The sequence below is a fragment of the Jejuia sp. G7-7 genome (assembly GCF_055808955.1).
In genome coordinates this window covers 1915797-1935811 of sequence record NZ_JBVVSZ010000001.1, presented here as the reverse complement: position 1 = coordinate 1935811, position 20015 = coordinate 1915797, and the positions used below count along the sequence as shown (strand labels likewise).

At 33.3% G+C, this 20015-nt stretch carries 22 protein-coding genes and 1 pseudogene; 12 read left to right on the top strand and 11 right to left on the bottom strand.

Annotated elements, in window-relative coordinates:
- Position 1 precedes the first annotated feature (1 nt).
- The 7 genes from AC0L5U_RS09465 to AC0L5U_RS09435 all read left to right on the top strand — a co-directional run bounded on the left by AC0L5U_RS09465 (position 2) and on the right by AC0L5U_RS09435 (position 6688).
- Positions 2 to 727: a uracil-DNA glycosylase family protein gene (locus tag AC0L5U_RS09465; protein ID WP_473416000.1), complete on the top strand. Its 726-nt coding sequence runs from the start codon at positions 2 to 4 to the stop codon at positions 725 to 727.
- A gap of 81 nt (positions 728 to 808) precedes the next feature.
- A complete protein-coding gene (locus AC0L5U_RS09460) occupies positions 809 to 3889 on the top strand; it encodes a PVC-type heme-binding CxxCH protein (RefSeq protein WP_473415999.1) in 3081 nt (1026 codons plus the stop codon).
- 1 nt (position 3890) lies between these two features.
- Positions 3891 to 4694 carry a sugar phosphate isomerase/epimerase family protein gene (locus AC0L5U_RS09455; RefSeq protein ID WP_473415997.1) on the top strand — a complete coding sequence of 268 codons (804 nt, stop codon included), beginning with the start codon at positions 3891 to 3893 and terminating at the stop codon, positions 4692 to 4694.
- On the top strand, positions 4661 to 4852 hold the full coding sequence (locus AC0L5U_RS09450; RefSeq protein WP_473415996.1) for a hypothetical protein: 192 nt from the start codon (positions 4661 to 4663) through the stop codon (positions 4850 to 4852). The genes AC0L5U_RS09455 and AC0L5U_RS09450 overlap by 34 nt, the downstream gene beginning before the upstream one ends.
- A gap of 139 nt (positions 4853 to 4991) precedes the next feature.
- The gene (locus tag AC0L5U_RS09445; protein ID WP_473415995.1) at positions 4992 to 6254 is read left to right on the top strand and encodes a DEAD/DEAH box helicase; all 1263 of its coding nucleotides are present in this window, start codon (positions 4992 to 4994) and stop codon (positions 6252 to 6254) included.
- A 4-nt stretch (positions 6255 to 6258) separates the two neighbouring features.
- Positions 6259 to 6483 carry a DUF6500 family protein gene (locus AC0L5U_RS09440; protein ID WP_473415994.1) on the top strand — a complete coding sequence of 75 codons (225 nt, stop codon included), beginning with the start codon at positions 6259 to 6261 and terminating at the stop codon, positions 6481 to 6483.
- Positions 6464 to 6688, top strand: coding sequence for a VF530 family protein (locus tag AC0L5U_RS09435; RefSeq protein WP_473415993.1), 225 nt, complete (start codon positions 6464 to 6466; stop codon positions 6686 to 6688). Before AC0L5U_RS09440 ends, AC0L5U_RS09435 begins: the two co-directional genes overlap by 20 nt.
- Before the next feature lie 61 nt (positions 6689 to 6749).
- Here the strand turns inward: AC0L5U_RS09435 and AC0L5U_RS09430 are convergent, their stop codons facing one another.
- The 10 genes and pseudogenes from AC0L5U_RS09430 to AC0L5U_RS09385 all read right to left on the bottom strand — a co-directional run bounded on the left by AC0L5U_RS09430 (position 6750) and on the right by AC0L5U_RS09385 (position 14805).
- Complete coding sequence (locus tag AC0L5U_RS09430; protein WP_473416240.1) at positions 6750 to 7007, bottom strand: EF-hand domain-containing protein; 258 nt, start codon at positions 7005 to 7007, stop codon at positions 6750 to 6752.
- Between the two features lie 135 nt (positions 7008 to 7142).
- On the bottom strand, positions 7143 to 7583 hold the full coding sequence (locus AC0L5U_RS09425) for a DUF805 domain-containing protein (RefSeq protein ID WP_473415992.1): 441 nt from the start codon (positions 7581 to 7583) through the stop codon (positions 7143 to 7145).
- Positions 7576 to 8343: a tryptophan synthase subunit alpha gene (gene trpA / locus AC0L5U_RS09420; protein ID WP_473415991.1), complete on the bottom strand. Its 768-nt coding sequence runs from the start codon at positions 8341 to 8343 to the stop codon at positions 7576 to 7578. Before trpA ends, AC0L5U_RS09425 begins: the two co-directional genes overlap by 8 nt.
- A 118-nt stretch (positions 8344 to 8461) precedes the next feature.
- Entirely contained in the window at positions 8462 to 9643 is a 1182-nt protein-coding gene (gene trpB, locus AC0L5U_RS09415; protein ID WP_473416239.1) for a tryptophan synthase subunit beta, read from the bottom strand.
- Positions 9644 to 9694: 51 nt separating this feature from the next.
- Positions 9695 to 10297 (bottom strand): annotated as a pseudogene (locus AC0L5U_RS09410) (phosphoribosylanthranilate isomerase); the annotation flags it as partial.
- A gap of 17 nt (positions 10298 to 10314) precedes the next feature.
- Complete coding sequence (gene trpC / locus AC0L5U_RS09405; RefSeq protein WP_473415989.1) at positions 10315 to 11100, bottom strand: indole-3-glycerol phosphate synthase TrpC; 786 nt, start codon at positions 11098 to 11100, stop codon at positions 10315 to 10317.
- Positions 11100 to 12092 (bottom strand): anthranilate phosphoribosyltransferase, encoded by a 993-nt coding sequence (gene trpD, locus AC0L5U_RS09400; RefSeq protein ID WP_473415988.1) that lies wholly within the window; start codon positions 12090 to 12092, stop codon positions 11100 to 11102. The genes trpC and trpD overlap by 1 nt, the downstream gene beginning before the upstream one ends.
- Before the next feature lie 12 nt (positions 12093 to 12104).
- A complete protein-coding gene (locus AC0L5U_RS09395) occupies positions 12105 to 12671 on the bottom strand; it encodes an anthranilate synthase component II (RefSeq protein WP_473415987.1) in 567 nt (188 codons plus the stop codon).
- Position 12672: 1 nt separating this feature from the next.
- Positions 12673 to 14079, bottom strand: a complete 1407-nt coding sequence (locus tag AC0L5U_RS09390; RefSeq protein WP_473415986.1) for an anthranilate synthase component I family protein — start codon at positions 14077 to 14079, stop codon at positions 12673 to 12675.
- Between the two features lie 453 nt (positions 14080 to 14532).
- Positions 14533 to 14805 carry a hypothetical protein gene (locus AC0L5U_RS09385; RefSeq protein WP_473415984.1) on the bottom strand — a complete coding sequence of 91 codons (273 nt, stop codon included), beginning with the start codon at positions 14803 to 14805 and terminating at the stop codon, positions 14533 to 14535.
- 124 nt (positions 14806 to 14929) lie between these two features.
- On the opposite strand from AC0L5U_RS09385, the gene AC0L5U_RS09380 reads away from it, so the two are divergent.
- From AC0L5U_RS09380 to AC0L5U_RS09360, 5 genes are all read left to right on the top strand, one after another.
- Positions 14930 to 15469, top strand: a complete 540-nt coding sequence (locus AC0L5U_RS09380; protein ID WP_473415983.1) for a TlpA family protein disulfide reductase — start codon at positions 14930 to 14932, stop codon at positions 15467 to 15469.
- Between the two features lie 11 nt (positions 15470 to 15480).
- Positions 15481 to 16101 (top strand): thioredoxin family protein, encoded by a 621-nt coding sequence (locus tag AC0L5U_RS09375; protein ID WP_473415982.1) that lies wholly within the window; start codon positions 15481 to 15483, stop codon positions 16099 to 16101.
- A gap of 125 nt (positions 16102 to 16226) precedes the next feature.
- The gene (locus AC0L5U_RS09370; protein WP_473415981.1) at positions 16227 to 16547 is read left to right on the top strand and encodes a rhodanese-like domain-containing protein; all 321 of its coding nucleotides are present in this window, start codon (positions 16227 to 16229) and stop codon (positions 16545 to 16547) included.
- A gap of 96 nt (positions 16548 to 16643) precedes the next feature.
- Positions 16644 to 16943, top strand: a complete 300-nt coding sequence (locus tag AC0L5U_RS09365) for a rhodanese-like domain-containing protein (RefSeq protein WP_473415979.1) — start codon at positions 16644 to 16646, stop codon at positions 16941 to 16943.
- Positions 16944 to 17130: 187 nt separating this feature from the next.
- Positions 17131 to 17457, top strand: a complete 327-nt coding sequence (locus AC0L5U_RS09360; RefSeq protein ID WP_473415978.1) for a hypothetical protein — start codon at positions 17131 to 17133, stop codon at positions 17455 to 17457.
- Positions 17458 to 17528: 71 nt separating this feature from the next.
- Here the strand turns inward: AC0L5U_RS09360 and galB are convergent, their stop codons facing one another.
- Entirely contained in the window at positions 17529 to 20003 is a 2475-nt protein-coding gene (gene galB / locus AC0L5U_RS09355) for a beta-galactosidase GalB (RefSeq protein ID WP_473415977.1), read from the bottom strand.
- Positions 20004 to 20015: the final 12 nt, after the last annotated feature.

The following is a 20015-nucleotide window of genomic DNA, read 5'->3' as shown; positions in this document are numbered from 1 at the left end:
AATGTTTATTCACAAACACCCATATAAACCATTCATTCAAAACGATTCAACAAAATTAATTGTTGGAACATTACCGCCACCAAGGTTTTCAACAGGCAACCTTTTAGAAAAAGACGTTAATTTTTGTTATGGGAGTTATTACAATTCACTTTGGCTATTTATTGATAAGATTCATAATCTGAATTTGCGTTATAATAATTCTAACGAAGCTATTGAAGAGCGAAAAGCTTTTCTTATTAAACACAAAATAGGTGTTTGTGACATTGTTCAAAGCGCAGAAAGAGATAGAATTGATGCTTCAGATTTAGGAATGAAAAATATTAAGCTTCGAGATATTGTTGGCTATTTGAAACGATATCCAAATATTGATACTTTATTATTTACCGGTGGAAACAGTAAAAACGGACCAGAATATTTTTTTAGAAAGCATTTAAAAACATATAATTTGAAATTGGAGTTAGTTTCCAATGAAGTACCACGAATACATCAATTTGAACTATCTGTCATGTCGAATAAGAGTGAGACATCACATCAGGATGAGATTTCTCAATCGTTGCACTCATTTCGGAATGATAAACGAATTATAAAAACAGTTTCACTAACATCAGGTTCGGGAGCAGCAAATATTTCAATTAGTAGAATGCCGTTATACAAACAAATGAAAGCAAAAAACTCAAAATTCAATACGTTTGATTTTCGAGTGATGCAGTATCGAGAATTCTTGTAAAAACTTTTATTGCATAATTCTGAGGATTTGATGCCTCAAATCTTATAATTATTTGCGAAATTGTAACAAATTAATCGATTGATGTCATCATTAAAAAAGTATTTTGTTTTTATGGTTGTAGTGATTATTACCATTTACAGATGCCAAGACAAAAAAGAAACGTATCCTTTAAATAGAAATATTCCCCTAGAAGAAATCACAGATAATGAAGAGATTAGAGCGTATATGGCTTCTTTTCAAAGTATGGGTATTCAATCTGATAGTTCAGGCTTGCCAAAACCTGAAGAAACCTTAAAGAGCTTTAAATTTAATGATGATTTAGAAATTGATTTGGTGTTGTCAGAACCTCAAATTAACCAACCTGTAGAAATAAATTTTGACCATCGTGGTAGACTTTGGGTAATTCAATACAATCAATACCCTTACCCCGAAGGCTCTAAAGTTGTAGATATTGATAATCATGCAAGAGTTGTTTTTGATAAAATTCCAGAACCGCCTGCTGAAGGCATAAAAGGCGCTGATAAAATTACCATGTTTGAAGATACCAATGGCAATGGTGTTTATGATAAATCTGTAGATGTAATTTCTGGATTAAATATCACTACGGCAGTAACTTGGGGGCGTGGAAAAATTTGGGTTTTAACACCTCCATACCTCGTCGCTTACAATGATAAAAATGATGACGGTATTCCAGAAGGTGATCCAGAAGTACATTTATCTGGATTTGGTTTGGAAGATACACATGCCGTTGCTAATAGTTTACGCTGGGGACCAGATGGTTGGCTGTATGGAGCACAAGGAAGTACAACAACTGCTACTATTAATTCTGCTGTTTCAAAAAACGTGCATTTTAAAGGACAAGCAATTTGGAGATACCATCCCGAAACCAAAATATTTGAAGTCTTTGCTGAGGGTGGTGGTAACACATTTGATACAGAGTTTGATGCTAAAGGGCGAATGTATTCTGGAACTAATGAAAACCACCGCGGTTATTACTACAAACAAGGTGGCTACTACAAAAAAAATTGGGGAAAACATGGGCCTTTAACAAATCCATATGCCTTTGGGTACCTTTCTGGTATGGGGTTAGAAGGGAAGCGGTTTCGTTTTACACATGCCTTTATAAAATATGAAGGTGGCACGCTTCCAGAACGTTATAATAATAAAATTTTAGCATTAAACCCTTTACACAATTTTGTAAGAATGACTCGTGTTGAAGAACAAGGTTCAAATTTTTTATGCATAGATGAAGAAAAAATATTACATACAGAAGACTATTGGTTTCGTCCTGTAGATATTAAAGCAGGACCAGATGGTGGTGTGTATTTAGCAGATTGGAGCGATAGTAGATTGTCGCATGTAAATCCTTTAGATACATGGCATAAATCATCGGGTCGTGTGTACCGATTGCGTAATAAAAATAAAACGATAGTAAAGCCTTTTGATCTGAGTACATACACTAATGAAGAATTAATAGGCTTGCTTAGTCATAAAAATAAGTGGTTCAGACAACAAGCGCAACGATTAATAGGTGATAGGCGAGATGTATCGATGATTCCAAAGTTAAAATACCTTTTAGCTTCAGGAGATAGTCAGTATACGTTAGAATATTTATGGGCAATTAATAACTGTGGCGGTTTTGATGAACCACTAGCGTTTTATGGACTTACTCAACAAGATCCTTTTGTAAGATTATGGACAGTAAGACTTATTGGCGATAAAAAACAGGCTTCAAATAAATTAGTTCAAAAGATGGCAGATTTAGCAGCTTCTGAAATACATTTAGAAGTTATTAGCCAATTAGCATCTTCTGCAAAACGATTACCAGCACAACAAGCAATACCAATACTAAAGAACCTATTATTAAATGAAACTACAGCTAATGATTCAGACAACCGAATGTTTATTTGGTGGGCAGTAGAATCTAAAGCAGAAAGTGGACGTGATTTACTATTGGCTCTATTCGAAGATGATGCGCTTTGGAATTCAACATTGGTAAAAGACGTAGTTTTAGAACGTTTGATGCAGCGTTACATTTTACCATCAAGTGAAGACAATTATGCTACGGCGATTAAATTATTTGAATTAGCGCCAAAAGATGTACACACCAAACAGTTGATGATTGGCTTACAAGAAGGTATTAGAGGTCGTGATTTATCTACTATTCCTAGTAAATTGAAAGACATTATTACAAACTATGAATCCAAGTTTGGTCAAGGGAAGTTATCTTTTGCAATCAAACAAAACAAACCTAAAGCTGTAGAAGCTGCACTTAAAATTATTGCTGATAAAAATGCAAACCCTTTAGAACGTGTTACATATATTAAATTGATGGGGGAAATTGATCAGCCAAATGCTGTTCCGATATTATTAAAATTAGCTGAGGATAATAACAATTCAGTATCTATCAGGATGGCCTGTTTTGACGCACTTGGTCATTATGAAAATAAAGAAATAGGAGAACGTTTGGCTAGTGCTTATAATCATAAAATTAGAGCAGATTTAGATTTGAGAGAAGCTGCGTTTAGACTTTTTGCAAGCAGACCAGATTGGGCAAAATCTTTTTTGAACATCATCTATAGTATAAAACAAATAAAAAAATCGGAAGTACCATTAGATATCGTCCAACAGTTTAAATTACTTCAAGACGATACTATTGATAAAATAGTAGATGAACTTTGGCCAGATGTGAAAATCTCAACTTCAGAAGAGAAAACAGCCGCAGTTTTAAAAATTAAGAACGCACTTTCAAATGGAAGTGGTGCTATTGATAATGGTATGGCTTTGTATACTAATTATTGTGCAGCATGTCATAAAATGAATGGTAAAGGTGGAGAAATTGGTCCAGATTTGAGTGGTTATGATAGAAGTAATACCAACTATATGGTTTTAAATATTGTAGATCCTAATGCAGATATTAGGGAGGGTTATGTAAATTATGTAGTAAAAAAGAAAGATGGCCAAGTTATAGTAGGCACATTAAAAGATAGAAGTGAAGATAAGGTTATTGTTCAGCAACTTGGAGGTAATGCAGTTACTTTGAGTAAAGATGAAATAGTTGCTATGGAAGCTCAAAAAACATCATTAATGCCCGAGCGTTTAACAGATAGCATGACCGAACAAGAAATTCGCGATTTATTCGCTTATTTAAGACAAGAATAATATGGACAAAAAGAATATTACAAGACGAAGTTTTATTGAAAAATCGTCATTAGCTGGTATAGGAACGATGCTTGCTTTAAATGGGTTTTCACAATCTTGTGCAACAGTTCAATCAGAACTATCAGGTTTAGATATACATATATTTTCAAAACATTTACAGTTTTTAAACTATACTGATATGGCTAATGCTGCTGCAGAAATGGGATTTAACGGCGTAGATTTATCAGTAAGACCAAAAGGACATGTACTTCCAGAACGGGTTAAAGATGATTTGCCCAAGGCAATTGAAGCGATTAAAAATGCGGGTTTTCAGCCAAAAATGATGACATCAGGTATCTTGTCAAGTACTGAAGAATTTACAAGGGATGTTTTAGAAACAGCCGCTGTATTAGGTGTGAAATTTTATAGATTAGGGTATTATCGGTATTCAAAAGATACATCAATTACAGAATCTATTTCAAATATTGCAGATCAAGTAAAAGCATTGTCTGTTTTAAATGAAGAACTAGGAATTAAAGGGGCATACCAAAACCATGCTGGACCTCATGTAGGCGCTGCAATTTGGGAAATTCACGAAATGCTAAAAGGCGTAGATAATAATTATTTAGGCTGTCAATACGACATTAGACATGCCACCGTTGAGGGTGGTCAATCATGGCAAACAGGGTTGAGGCTTATAAAACCTAAAATAAATACCCTGGTACTCAAAGATTTTTTATGGGTACAGAAAAAGGGAAATGGGTACTACAAAATGTACCAATTGGTAAAGGGATGGTCGATTTTAAAGCCTATTTTAAATTATTAAAGGCCTATAATATAAATGTGCCTGTATCATTGCATTGTGAATATGATCTAGGAGGTGCCGAACATGGCGGGAAGACAATCTCTATTTCCAAAGAAGAGATTTTCGCAACTATGAAAAAGGATTTAGATGCCATCAGAGATTTATGGAATTCTGTATAAATCCAAAATAATAATAAAGTTGATATTGAAATTTTCCCAGAAAATAAGGCGTACATTCGCAGCTTAAATAAAGGAGGTGGTATTTTCAAAATAAATTGTCATCTCAAAATGCCCAATAATGGGTTACTAAACAATTTATATGTCATTTCAATCTTTAGGCTTATCCGAAGCCTTGCTAAAAGCAGTTAGCAAAAAAGGATACACAACCCCAAGTCCAATTCAGCAAAAAGCAATTCCAGCAGTTTTAGAAGGTAAAGATGTATTAGCATCAGCACAAACAGGAACTGGAAAAACGGCAGGTTTTACATTACCATTGTTACACATACTTTCTGAAAATCCAAAACAAAAATTCAGACCAATACGTGCGTTAATTTTAACACCAACACGAGAATTAGCAGCACAAGTTTACGCTAATGTTAGAGAATATAGCGAGTTTTTAAACTTACGAAGTGCCGTTATTTTTGGAGGCGTAAATCAAAAACCACAGGTTGCAACAATTCGTCAAGGCGTAGATATTTTAGTAGCTACTCCTGGGCGTTTATTAGATTTACAAAATCAAGGATTATTATCACTAAAACGTATCGAAATTTTTGTTTTAGATGAAGCCGATCGTATGCTGGATATGGGTTTTTTAAGAGATATTCAAAAGGTAATTAATTCGATGCCAGATAAACGTCAGAATCTGATGTTTTCGGCAACCTTTTCAAAAGAGATCAAGAAGCTGGCACATGGTATTTTAAATCATCCAGTACAAGTTGAAGCAACTCCAGAAAACACGACGGTTGAAGCCATTACTCAAAAAGTATATCGTGTTGCAAAAGGTAAAAAAACTGGTTTAATTATTAAGCTAATTTCTGAGGGCAATTGGAAACAAGTTTTAGTTTTTACAAGAACTAAACATGGCGCCAACAGACTTTGTGAAAAAATGGTGAAATCAGGGATTACAGCTGCGGCTATTCATGGAAACAAAAGCCAAGGAGCAAGAACAAAAGCGTTGGCAGGTTTTAAAAGTGGACGCCTACGTGTTTTAGTAGCTACTGATATTGCTGCACGTGGATTGGATATTCCGTTATTACCACATGTGATTAATTTTGAATTGCCTAATATCTCTGAAGATTATGTACATAGAATTGGAAGAACAGGTAGAGCAGGAGCTAACGGACAAGCCATTTCATTAGTAAGCGCAGACGAAACATCTTTTTTAAGAAATATAGAAAAATTAATAGGAGAGAGAATTGAAGTAGAAATTGTTGAAGGTTTTGAACCCGATCCTAATGCTTCAACAGCACCAATAAAACAAGGTCAAGGTAGAAACCGAAACTCAAATAGAAATTCTAATAGAAACTCAAAAAGTAGTAATAAATCGAGACGACCGAATCGAAACAGCGATAGAAGAAGATAATAAGATGCAACAGGTCTTAAAAGATAAAATCATAGAAGTTTGTAATAAAAAGATAGCCGCAAAAGGCGAAAATGTTGGTATTTCTTTTTATGCGTTTTTTAAGAATAAAAATGATAATCCAGAATTATTAATGGAAGCTGCTACTTGGTGGATTCAAACCCATAAACTGGATCATTTTGAGAAAGCTATTAAAATTAAAAATCTTGTAAATGGAATCTCAACCCAATAACCCACTTCACGGCATAAAGCTTGAACAAATTATTAACGATTTGGTAGCCCATTATGGTTGGGAATATATGGGTTATATCATAAAAATAAGATGCTTTACCGATAATCCATCAGTAAAATCTAGTTTAAAGTTTTTGAGGAGAACACCTTGGGCAAGAACTAAGGTTGAAAATATGTACTTAAAAATGTTAAAGAATAAAAAGTAAACTAATTTTTAAATAAAAAGGCTCAAGTTTAAACTTGAGCCTTTCAATTTTGTATATAAAACTATTCTTGTTTTTTCTTCTTTTTGCCTTTGCCTTTTCCCCAGTTTTCTTTTAGTTCAGCTAGAGTTAAAGCGCCATTTCCATCAGCATCTAATCTTGCGTAGTTTTTTTCAAGTCTCTCAACTGGTACTTCGTTTTTTCTTTTTGCAGATTTAAATTCTTCTAAAGAAATAGAACCATCACTATTAGCATCAAATCTTTTAAGCATTTTTTCAAAGTTTGGTGCTTTTTTTCTTGTGCAGAAGCAGCAAAAGAAAATGCAAATAAGCCAACAGTAAGTAAACCTAATTTTAAAGTATTTAATTTCATTTTTATTTTTTAAGTTATTAATGAATAATTTAGACTATTTTATTTTTAAAAGGTTTAATTAAAGATGATTTTTTTAGATTAAAAACTAATCTTCTAAAAGAGGTTTTCCTATATCATCAATTTCATCGTTTATTTCAGGTTTTTTTGGGTCTGGGCCATAACGATTTGAACCATATTCTCCGTCAGTACACATTAATACTAAGTACCAAATACGTCCAACAATAGGAATGAAGTTTACAAAAAAGTAGCCTCCGCTTTTACCTGAATCATGTAGCCGTCTTACGTTAACTGCAAGCCAAGGAATAAGTGTTGCTAAAGCAAAAACACCAATGACAGCAGCATTCCATTCAAAATCAATAAAATCTTCGAGTGCTATAGAAACTAAATTAATTGCAAATACAGTAAGTATCCAGAATAAGACATACATCCAATATTCTTGACGTCTTGCTCTACCAGAAAAGTTCGCATAATTATCTATTAAAACGGTTAAAAACCATTTGAATATGCCTTGTCTTTCATTAATCATGCAGTATCTCATTTACGAAAGTACCAATAGAACCGATGCCTTCATTAGTAACATGTTTCACAAAAGCACTTCCAATAATAGCGCCTTTAGCATATTGCGTAGCTTGTGTAAACGTTTCATTATTGCTTATTCCAAATCCTATTATTTGTTGGTTTTTTAGGTTCATTTTTGCAATACGCTCAAAGTATGCCGTTTGTTCCTTTCCAAACCCAGATTGTGCACCCGTAGTACTTGCGCTGCTAACCATATAAATAAACCCATTCGAAATAGAATCGATATATCTTATACGTTCATCACTTGTTTGTGGTGTTATTAAGAACACATTTATTAATCCATACTTCTCAAATATAGCTTGGTATTCCTCGTGGTAAACATCCACAGGTAAATCCGGAATTATCAAACCATCAATCCCTAATTCTTGGCATTTTTTACAAAATGCTTCAACACCATATTGAAACATTGGGTTGAAATAACCCATAATAATCAAAGGAATATTAACCGTTTTTCTGATGTCCTTTAATTGGTCAAAAAGCACCTCGGTAGTCATGCCGTTTTTAAGCGCCTTTGTCGAGCTATCTTGAATAGTTGGACCATCAGCTAATGGGTCGCTAAAAGGTAAGCCTATTTCAATCATATCAACGCCATTTTTCTCTAAATCTTCGATTATAGAAACGGTATCGTTAATATCTGGATAACCTGCTGTAAAATATATAGACAGTAATTTTTTGTCTTCTTGTAATTTTTGATTTATTCTGTTCATTTTCTTTTCTATGAATTTTAATCAATGTTCTAAACCCGCGTTAGGGATTGAGCGATTGTTGGAGCTCCTCGCAGAGAGCGACTCGTGAAAGCCCGACCCTTGTGGTAACGCCCAAATTCTAAATTTTAAAATAATCTATATAATTTTCTAAATCTTTGTCGCCTCTACCAGATAAACTAACCACCACCACATCATCAGGTTTAAAGGTTCTCTGTTCAAAAATGGCAAGCGCATGAGAGCTTTCAATAGCCGGAATAATGCCTTCTAGTTTGCAAAGTTCTAAACCAGCATTCATAGCTTGGTCATCTGTAATCGACATAAATTCTGCACGCCCCGTTTTACATAAATGCGCATGCATAGGGCCAACACCAGGATAATCTAAACCAGCCGAAATCGAGTAGGGTTCAGTAATTTGTCCGTCTTTAGTTTGCATCAACAAAGTTTTACAACCATGAATAATACCTTCCTTCCCTAAAACAGAAGTGGCTGCACTCTCGCCAGAATCTACGCCTAAACCAGCGGCTTCCACGGCAATAATGCCAACTTCTGGTTCGTGTAAATAATGGTAATAAGTTCCAGCGGCGTTACTACCGCCTCCAATACAAGCCACTAAATAATCAGGATTTTCGTTACCTGTTTGCTCTTTTAATTGCCATTTAATTTCTTCTGACACCACAGCTTGAAAACGCGTTACCATATCTGGATACGGGTGTGGGCCAATTGCAGAACCAATAATATAATGTGTGTTCACAGGGTTGTTAATCCAATCACGAATCGCTTCGTTAGTTGCGTCTTTAAGCGTACGACTTCCAGACAATGCAGGTACTACTGTAGCGCCCAACATTTTCATTCTAGCTACGTTTGGTGCTTGTCGTGCAATATCAATTTCTCCCATATACACAATACACTCTAATCCCATTAAAGCACAAACGGTAGCAGTAGCCACACCATGTTGTCCCGCACCAGTTTCGGCTATAATTCTAGTTTTACCTAAACGCTTCGCCATTAAAATCTGTCCGATAGTATTGTTGATTTTATGAGCACCTGTATGATTTAAATCTTCCCGTTTTAAGTAAATTTTTGTATTATATTTTTCCGAAAGGCGTTTTGCAAAATAGAGAGGAGAAGGACGACCTACATAATCCTTTAAAAGTTGGTCGAATTCTTTTTTAAACTCAGGTTCTGCCATTACTTTTAAATAGTTTTGGCGTAACTCTTCTACATTTGGGTAAAGCATTTCTGGGATGAATGCACCGCCAAATTCTCCGTAGTAGCCTTTTTCATTTACGTTATAATTCATAACTATTTCTTTAATATTGTCTAGAACTGTATTTAGGTTCTTTTTAAATGTTTTTAAATCTTCAATATTTTTTAATCCAGGTTCAATTTCAAATTTGCTATTTACATCTAAAGCATAGCAATATTTTGATGCTTTACTGTTTACAAATTGATTAATTTTTTCAACTTCATTTAATCCTAATCCACCACTCAAAAAGAAAGGTTTAGTTGAAGGATAATTATTTAATACATTCCAATTGAAAGTATAACCGTTGCCACCAGGGTGTTTGCCTTTAGTATCGAAAAGGAAGTAATCACATGTGTTTTCATAGGGTTTTAGAATACTAAAGTCGAATTCATCTTTTATAGAAAGAACTTTGATGATCTCTAAATTATGAGATGCTGAAACAAGTTCAGTATGACGATTTTTTAAATCGTCACAATATTCAGGAGATTCCTTTCCGTGTAATTGAACTGCTTGTAAATTGTGTTTGCTAACTATTTTAATAACAACATCTATATCTGTATCTACAAAAACACCTGTTTTTTTAATTGAGTTTGGTAACTCTGGAATATATTCAGTATCAAAGTTTCTTGCGGATTTTTCATAAAATATAAACCCAAGATAATCAGGTTGCAATGCAGCAACTTGTTCAATATTATCTTGATATTTCATGCCGCAAACCTTTAACTTCATCCTTCTAAAGTTTTAATGAATTGCGTTGCACTTGCACCAGGACTATCAGTTTTCATAAAGTTTTCACCAATTAAAAACCCTTGATAACCGTAAGGCTGTAATGCTTTGATAGCTTCAATATTACTAATACCACTTTCTGATACTTTTACAAAATCATCTGGAATGAGGTTGCTCAAACTTTTACTGGTGTCTAAACTAACCTCAAAGGTTTTTAAGTTTCTATTATTTACTCCTAGCATATCTAAACTAGGCATGACCGATTTGTGTAATTCTTCTTCGTTATGAACTTCTAAAAGGACATCCAAATTCAAACTTTTAGCAAACTCTGAAAATTGTTTGATTTCATCTCTAGATAGTATTGCTGCGATTAAAAGAATGACATCAGCTCCATAAGCTTTGGCTTCTAATAATTGATATTCGTCTATGATGAACTCTTTACGTAATAAAGGCAGATTACAACTTGCCCTTGCAGTTAGTAAATCGTCTAACGAGCCACCAAAATATTTCCCATCTGTTAAAACAGACATACCACAAACACCAGCGTCTTCATAGCCTTTTGCTACATCTTGGACGTTTAACCCATTATTGATAACAGACTTTGACGGAGATCGTCTTTTGTGTTCAGCAATAATTCCTGATTTACTTTGGCGTAAGTTGTTGGCTAGTGAAACCGTTGGTCTTTCAAATAGAATAGATTGTTCCAATTGAGAAACTGGAATTAAGCCTTTTCTTAAAGCTACTTCTTTGCGTTTATCTAATGTTATTTTATCTAGAATGTTCATTATTTACTCAACTCAATCAATTTATTTAAACTCGTTTTTGCTTTACCTGATAACAATGATTCTTTTGCTAATTCAAAACCTTCTTGATGCGAAATTTGCTTGCTAGTTGCAATGGCTAATCCTGCATTGGCGCAAACCACGTTATTTTGTGCTTCTGTGCCTTTACCATTTATAATATCTACAAATATTTTTGCGGCATCTTCAACGGTATTTCCTCCAAAAATAGCTTCTTGAGGTATTGTTTTTAGTCCTAAATCTTCAGGAGCAAACAATTTTTCAGAATGATTAGAAACAATTTTAGCTTTTCCGGTTAATGAAATTTCATCATAGCCATCTAAGGCGTAGACAATATTATAATTATGCCCTGAGTTTTGATGTAAAAAACTATACAGTCTTAAAACTTCTAAATTAAAAACACCTAGCACATGATTTTTCGGGAATGAAGGGTTTACTAATGGACCTAACATATTGAAAAACGTTTTTACACCTAGTTCTCTTCTTATTGGAGCCACATTTTTCATGGCTGGATGAAATAGGGGTGCGTGTAAAATACAGATTCCTGCTTGGTCTAAACAGCGTCTTAAAAAATCTTCATCATTGGAAAATTTAACGCCTAAATTTTCCATAACATTTGATGAACCAGATGTTGATGATACGCCATAATTACCATGTTTTGAAACATGAACTCCAGCTCCCGCAGTTATAAAAGAGGATAATGTAGAAATGTTGAAGGTGTTTTTACCATCGCCTCCTGTTCCAACTATATCTATAGCATTAAAATCTTTTAAATCTACTGAAACACAAAGTTCTAAAAGTGCGTTTCTAAAGCCCTGTAATTCCTCAATGGTAATACTTCGCATCATATAAACCGATAGAAAACATGCAATTTGGCTAGGGTTATACATATCGTTAGATATATTAACGATAACCTGTTTAGCCTCCTCAGTTGAGATGGTTTCGTGGTTTATTAATCTGTTAAGAATGTCTTTCATTTTTACTTTTGACTAATTATTAACCCAGTTTTCTAAAATCTTTTTTCCATCTGGTGTTAACACAGATTCAGGATGGTATTGTACACCTCTAACATCGTATTCTTTATGTCTTAATGACATCACTTGTCCGTTTGCATCAAAAGAAGTCGCTTCTAAAGGTTCTGGTAATTCTGGACTAACCACCCATGAATGGTAACGACCTACTTCAATGTTTTTATTTAAACCGTTAAATATATATTCGTCTTCAACACTAATGGTAACATTTGTTGCAACACCATGATAAACATCATCAAGATTATCTAGAGAGCCTCCAAAAACTTCGCCTATAGCTTGTTGTCCTAAACAAACACCTAAGATGCTTTTTGTTGGTGCATATCTTTTAATAATAGCTTTTAATAAACCTGCTTCATCAGGAATTCCAGGACCTGGTGATAAGACTATTTTATCAAAAGGTTTTACATCTTCCAAAGTTAATTTATCGTTTCTTACTACGGTAACGTCACAGTTTAAATCTTCTAAATAATGCACAAGATTGTATGTGAAACTGTCGTAATTATCTATAACTAATACTTTTTTCATCTTAAATATCTTCTGCTAATTGAATAGCTTTAGTTAATGCGCCTAATTTATTGTAAACCTCCTGCAACTCGTTTTCTTGGTTTGATTTTGATACCAATCCTGCGCCTGCTTGCCAATTTAATTTATAATCTTTACTTAAAAACGTACGAATCATTATGGCGTGGTTAAAGTTACCATCAAAATCCATAAAGCCAATGGCGCCACCGTAAAAACCACGACTTGTTTTTTCGTAATCTTCAATAAGTTGCATGGCTCTGTGTTTTGGTGCACCGCTTAAGGTTCCTGCAGGAAATGTATCTGCTACCACTTGCATAGTTGAGGTTGATTCATGTTTTTGCCCCGTTACTTTGCTTACCAAGTGAATGACGTGGGAGAAAAACTGAACTTCTCGATAGGTTTCTACTTTTACTTGACTTCCGTGACGGCTTAAATCGTTTCTTGCCAAATCCACAAGCATCACATGTTCGGCATTTTCTTTATCGTCATTTTTTAAATTTTCGGCTAAAATTTCATCTTTTTCGTAATCTCCAGTTCTTTTATATGTTCCGGCAATGGGATGAATTTCAGCTAAACCATCTTCTACTATCAATTGTGCTTCGGGCGAGCTTCCGAAGATTTTAAAATCGCCATAATCAAAATAGAATAGGTAAGGCGATGGGTTTATACTTCTTAGGGCGCGGTAAATATTAAAATCATCACCAGTATATTCTTGAGAAAAACGTCTGGATAGTACCAATTGAAATACATCTCCACGTTGACAATGTTTTCGGGCTATTTCAACATGTTCTCTAAATTCATCATCGGTTAAATTGGATTTAATATCGCCTTTAGAATTAAACTTATAGGATGCGAAATTTTGTACATTAATTAGCTTGTCAATGTCATCAATATTATTTTCAACACCTTCATAACAATGTGCAAAAATATAGGCCTCGTTTTTAAAATGGTTTATGGCAATGATGTTTTGATAAACCGCATAATAAATATCTGGGATAACCACAGAATCATCTTTTTTGCTAATTTCAACATCTTCAAAATAACGCACCGCATCGTAAGCGGTATAACCAAAAATACCGTTGTTGATAAACTTGAAATTTTCTTCAGATTTGGTGTCGAACTTTTTGGTGAAATTATAAATCTCATCTACTACATTTACATCTTCTGTTATTTCAATAGATGTAGAACTTCCATCAGGAAATGTTTCTGAAATCACTTCATTTTCAACCTTTATTGTAGCAATAGGATTGAAACAGATATATGAAAAGTTTTTTTGACTTTTATGGTAGTCACCACTTTCTAACAAGATACTGTTTGGGTATTTGTCGCGAATTTTATAATACACAGAAACAGGTGTAATAGTATCTGTTAGAATTCTTTTATGATGTGTATAAAGACTAAATTTTTCCATTTGTTTGATATAAAAAAAGGCTTGTCGTGAATGACAAGCCTTTTGAATATTTTAGGTTTAAATATACTAGGGTTTTACTTCACGAAGATTAGTTTCGAAAGCACCACCACCAAGTATTATTTAAAATTGATTTCATGTGTTTTTTTAATAAGCACCAAATATAAAGATGAAAATATAATTATACAATTCTTTCCGAATATTTTTGCATAAAAAAACTACCATAAGGTTATGGTAGTTTTAAGTGATTACTAAGTAATGAGAGAGAGTTAGTTTGCTATTAACCTAATTTTACTTAATAATCTGATCAATTCTTTGGCCTCTTTATCAGTTAAAGTGTTTACCAAATTTATTTCTGTGCTATCAATCAATGTGTCGATTTCTCTCAAAAAATTTAATCCCTCACTTGTAATGTTTATATCAATCTTTCTTTTGTTGGCTTTGTTTATTGTTTTTTTAACTAATTTTTTTTATGAGTTTATCCACCAATCGGGTAGTATTACTCATTTTATTGATCATTCTATCTTGAACTGTACTTAACGATGCTGGTTTGCCCTTTTGACCTTTTAAAATACGCAATACATTAAATTGTTGTATCGAAATATCAAAGGGTTTTAATACTTTATTTAACTCACCATTTATAAGTCCATAAGTGTATAAAATGTTAACGATTATACTTTTTGATTGAGTGATATTTCCACCAATTTTTAAAATATCTTCTATCCTCATGTATAACTGTTGTATATACAAATGTAAGAAAAAATATTATCTAGACTTAGTTTTGATTAAATATTTGTTAAACAGTATTTTGATAGCGTTGTATTACGTAAATTTATATTTGAATTAATAATTTATGAAAATAATTAGTTACTTATTTTTGTTGATTTTAGTATGTTCTTGTGTAAAAGACAAAAAATCAAAAGTTGTATTAAAAGTTGCAGATGCTAAGGTTGAAGTAACAGATGGTAACGAATCAAAAATTGATTTAGAAATATACAATTTTGAAGGTTTTAAGCAGTTTTTGAATAAGAAGGATGATAAAACATATGTTATTAACTTTTGGGCAACTTGGTGCGGGCCATGTGTGAAAGAATTACCATATTTTGAGAAATTAAACCAATTATATAAGGACAAGAATGTTGAAGTTATATTGGTTAGTTTAGACTTCCCACATGTTTATGAGTCTAAGTTAAAACCATTTATTAAAAAGAAAAATTTAAAAAGTAAGGTAATTGTTTTAAATGATTCTAATGAAAATAAGTGGATTAGTGAAATTGATAAATCATGGTCAGGTTCTATACCAGCAACTATAATTTATAATAAAAACGAGCGGAAGTTTTTTGAAAAATCTTTCACTTATGAAGAATTGCTAGAAGAAGTTAAACACTTTTAAAACTATTTAATATGAAAAAATTAGTAAAAATATGTGCAATGGTAGCATTAGTAGTTGTAGCTAGTGCTTATACAAATTACGAAGTAGAACACGATCATAGTTATGATATTGGTGATGTAGTAGAAGATTTTTCATTAAAAAACATTGATGGGAAAATGGTGTCATTGGCAGATTATAAAGATGCTAAAGGCTTTATTTTAATATTTACTTGTAACACATGTCCGTTTTCAATAGCTTATGAGGACAGGATTATAGCATTAGATAAAAAGTATTCAGCCAAAGGGTATCCAGTAATAGCTATAAACCCAAATAACCCTTATGCTAAACCTGGAGATAGTTTTAAAGCAATGAAAGAAAGAGCAAAAGAAAAAGGCTTTACGTTTCCTTATTTGGTAGACGAAGGACAAAAAGTATATCCAAAATTTGGAGCCACTAAAACGCCACATAATTATGTGCTAGAAAAAACAAAAAAAGGAATGGTTGTGCAATACATCGGTGCTATTGATGATAGTTCAAGAAATCCTGATGCTGTACAAGAAACCTTTCTTGAAGATGCAGTTGATGCCATATTGGATGGAAAAGAAGTTAAGGTGAAAAAAACAAAAGCTATAGGTTGTTCAATTAAGGTTTAAACAGTCTCTTAAAAAAGGGCAAGAAATTTGCAAGATGAAATCCGAGGTGTAATACTTCGGATTTTTTTCGTCTATCATATTAGATGTATTAATTTTGTATGACATAATATTTATTAAAAACACACATGGAAGATTTAACACAAGAAGAATGGACAGAACAATTGGCTAATGATGACAATGCGATTGTTTTGGATGTAAGAACTGATGCGGAAGTTGCAGACGGTATTATACCTAATGCCATTCATATAGATATATATAAGGGTCAAGAATTTATTAATGACATTGAAGATCTTGATAAAAGTAAAAACTATTATGTGTATTGTCGTTCTGGAAATAGAAGCGGACAAGCATGTCAAATTATGGAACAGTTAGGTTTTGAAAATGCTTATAACCTTGAAGGCGGTATGCTAGATTGGACAGGAGATGTTGTCGATTTAGAATCTTAATTACATAAAATGAAAAAAGTGCTTTTTTTATTTTTGAGTTTCATCATAGTAAGTTGTCAATGGTTTACAAATTCTAGTTCGATTAAATTGAAACCTATGGAATTTAAAGTTGAAATTAATAAAAATAATGCTCAGCTTATTGACGTAAGAAAACCGAATGAGTTTACTACTAGTCATCTAAAAGGCGCAAAAAATCTAAATTATTTTTCTGAAAGTTTCGCTGATAGTGTTAAGCTATTAAATATAAATAATCCCGTTTTTATTTACTGTCGTTCTGGAAAGCGAAGTGCTAAGAGTATATCTGTCTTTAAAGAAGCTGGTTTTGATACTATTTATGAATTGGAAGGTGGAATTTTAAACTGGAAGGAGAGCGGTTTAAAAATAACTTCGGAATAATAATATCGGGATAATAGAACCGATAATCTTAATTCTCATAATGATATTTAACTTTCAACTTTTTTTAAGTACTTCACCTTTTTTATTTTAATGTAAGTATCTCTTTATACTACTTTTATTAAAAAATTTAGAATTTCTGAAAAGATTTTTATAAATTTAAAAGATTTTACCTCAAAAACTCACGATTATGGAAAATGGCTTAATTATATTAGGATTAATAGCGTTACTCTTTTTAAGCATGTATGGTTATGCTTATGGAACAGTAGCGTTGCAAAAAATGCGTCTAAAAAAGAAAGAACAAGAATTGACGCGTATTGCTGCAATTAAGCAAGAAGAACGTTTACAAAGACAAAAAGCTAGAGATGAGAAATTAGCGAAACTTCAAAAGCGTAGTGAGGAAATAAGAGTTGAGTTAAACCGTTTAGAGAAAGTTAATCTTAAAAACGCAACTAAAGACCAAAAGAAAGTTGAAAAAATGAAACAACGAATTGAAGCACAGCAAAAAGCTAGTTAAATCAATTCCACCAAAATATATAAAAAAGCACTCTAATTAGAGTGCTTTTTTATGCTATGAATTTATCAAAACTACTCGGTTTTTAAATTAATAGTAGTGTTTTCTAATCCTTCAGAAGTTGCGGTAATTTTAATTTCTCCAGTATTTTCAGTAGATTTTACGACCAATAAACACATACCGCTAAATGCTTTTCTAAAAGGTTTCTGGAAAGATTCCATCGAGCGTTGGTTACCATTATCAACAGCTGCTAATACACCAGTACCTTCAATTTTAAAGTTGATTAAATTATCTGCTTTCGGACAAAGGTTACCATCTTTATCTTCAACTCTAATGGTTATATAACTTAAATCTTTACCATCGGCAGAAATAGTTTGTCTATCAGCTACTAATGATATGTTTGCAGGTTTACCTGCAGTTTTTATTTCTTCAGTAGCAACTTCTTTTCCTTTTGTATATGCAACTACTTTTAATGACCCCGGTTGGTAAGGGACCTCCCAAGATAATCTATATGGTGACATAAATGTGCCTTTATCAAAACTATGGTACTCAGCAGGCACAGGTGTTAAATCTTTACCTTTTACTTTTTTGCCATAAGATTTGCCGTTTACAAATAGTTCAACTTCTTCTGCATTTGTATATGCAAAAACAGGTATCTTTTTGCCTTCTTTTCCTTCCCAATTCCAATGTGGCAATACATGTACCATTGGTTTTTCTGTCCATTGACTTTGATATAAATAATAACGATCTTTAGGAAAACCACATAAATCTACAGGAGCAAAATATGCAGAGCGTGATGGCCAATCATCATTCCAATACCCATGCGTATGATTATCTCTACCTGCGTAAGGTGTTGGTTCTCCTAAATAATCAAAGCCTGTCCAGATAAATTCGCCCAAAGAAAAAGGATTTGCTTCTTGCGCTTCAAATTCGGCATCTGGTGCATATGCCCAAGGTGGCCCTACAATAACATCGTAACTGGATACATGACCTGTTTCTCTATAAAAATCGCCACTTATAGGTAAATTATAAACACCTCGGCTACTTGTCATTGATGAGGTTTCAGAACCATAAATAATCATATCTGGATTCGCCTTTTTAATGTCATCATACTCCAATGGCCAATAGTTCATGCCAACCACATCAATTTGATAAGCCAATTTATTTTTAAACGGTGCAGGATAATAATTAAAGCCTGCGGTTGTTGGTCTTGTTGGGTCTTCATCATGGCAAATGTCATTAAGTATTTTTGCCAATTTCCAACCATCTGCTTTTGCTTGTTCCAAAATTTCATTACCAATACTCCACATAATTACAGAAGGATGATTTCGATCCCGTTTTATCATATCTCTTAAATCGGTTTCATGCCATTCATCAAAATATTTGTTGTAGCCATTGGGTACTTTTCCTATTTTCCATTCATCAAATGCTTCAACTTGCACGAGAATCCCCAACCTATCACAAACCTGTAACATTTCGGGAGAAGGTGGGTTATGGCTAGTACGCAGCGCATTAACACCCATAGATTTCATGATTTCCATTTGACGTTCTGTAGCCCTGTAATTTACAGCTGTACCTAAAGCACCTAAATCGTGATGCATACATACGCCATTAAGTTGCACACGTTTTCCATTCAAAAGAAAGCCATCATTTGGAGTGAATTTAATGGTTCTTACTCCAAATTCAGAATTATATGTATCTATTATAGTTCCGTTTTTCGAAATTGCTGTTACTGCTTTGTATAAATGAGGTGTGTCTAAATCCCAAATGTCAGGATTTGAAATTTCTAAGCTAATGTCTTTTTTTAGTTCTTCATTTGGCTTAATTGAAATATCAGTATCATTTGAGGTTACCAATTCCCCAGCACCATCATAAATTGAAGTATTTAATTTTAAGTTTGAAGGGATAGCTCCTTTGTTGACAATTTTAGTTTCAATATTTATTTGAGCCAACTCGCTACTTACTTTAGGGGTTGTAATGTATGTACCATATTGCGGAACATGAATTGGGTTTTTATACTTAATCCTTACATTTCTGTAGATTCCAGCACCAGAATACCAACGTTGTGCTAAATCTTCGGGAGCTAATTTTACGGCAATTACATTATCTGCACCAAACTTGATGTGTTTGGTTAAATCTATTTCAAAACCAATGTAGCCATAAGGTCTGTTTCCTGCCAATTCGCCATTAATAAATACTTGCGCATTATTCATGGCACCATCAAATTCTACAGAAATTTGCTTGCCTTCCATATCATTTGAAACCGTAAAATGTTTACGATACCAGCCAATGCCGTGTACGGGAAGACCTCCTGTTCTAGCATTGTACTTGTTGTCAAAAGGACCTTCAATCGCCCAATCATGAGGTAAATTAAGTTGCCTCCAAGAAGAATCATCAAATTCGTTTTTTTCTGCACTATTTGCTTCTCCTTTGTTGAAAAGCCAGTTGCTATTAAAGGATGCGTCTGCAACATTAGCTGCCTGTTTTTCGCATGAAAAAATAACGGTGAAAAGCGTTAAAACAATAAGTGGTTTCAATATTTTATTCATGATAAGTAGTTT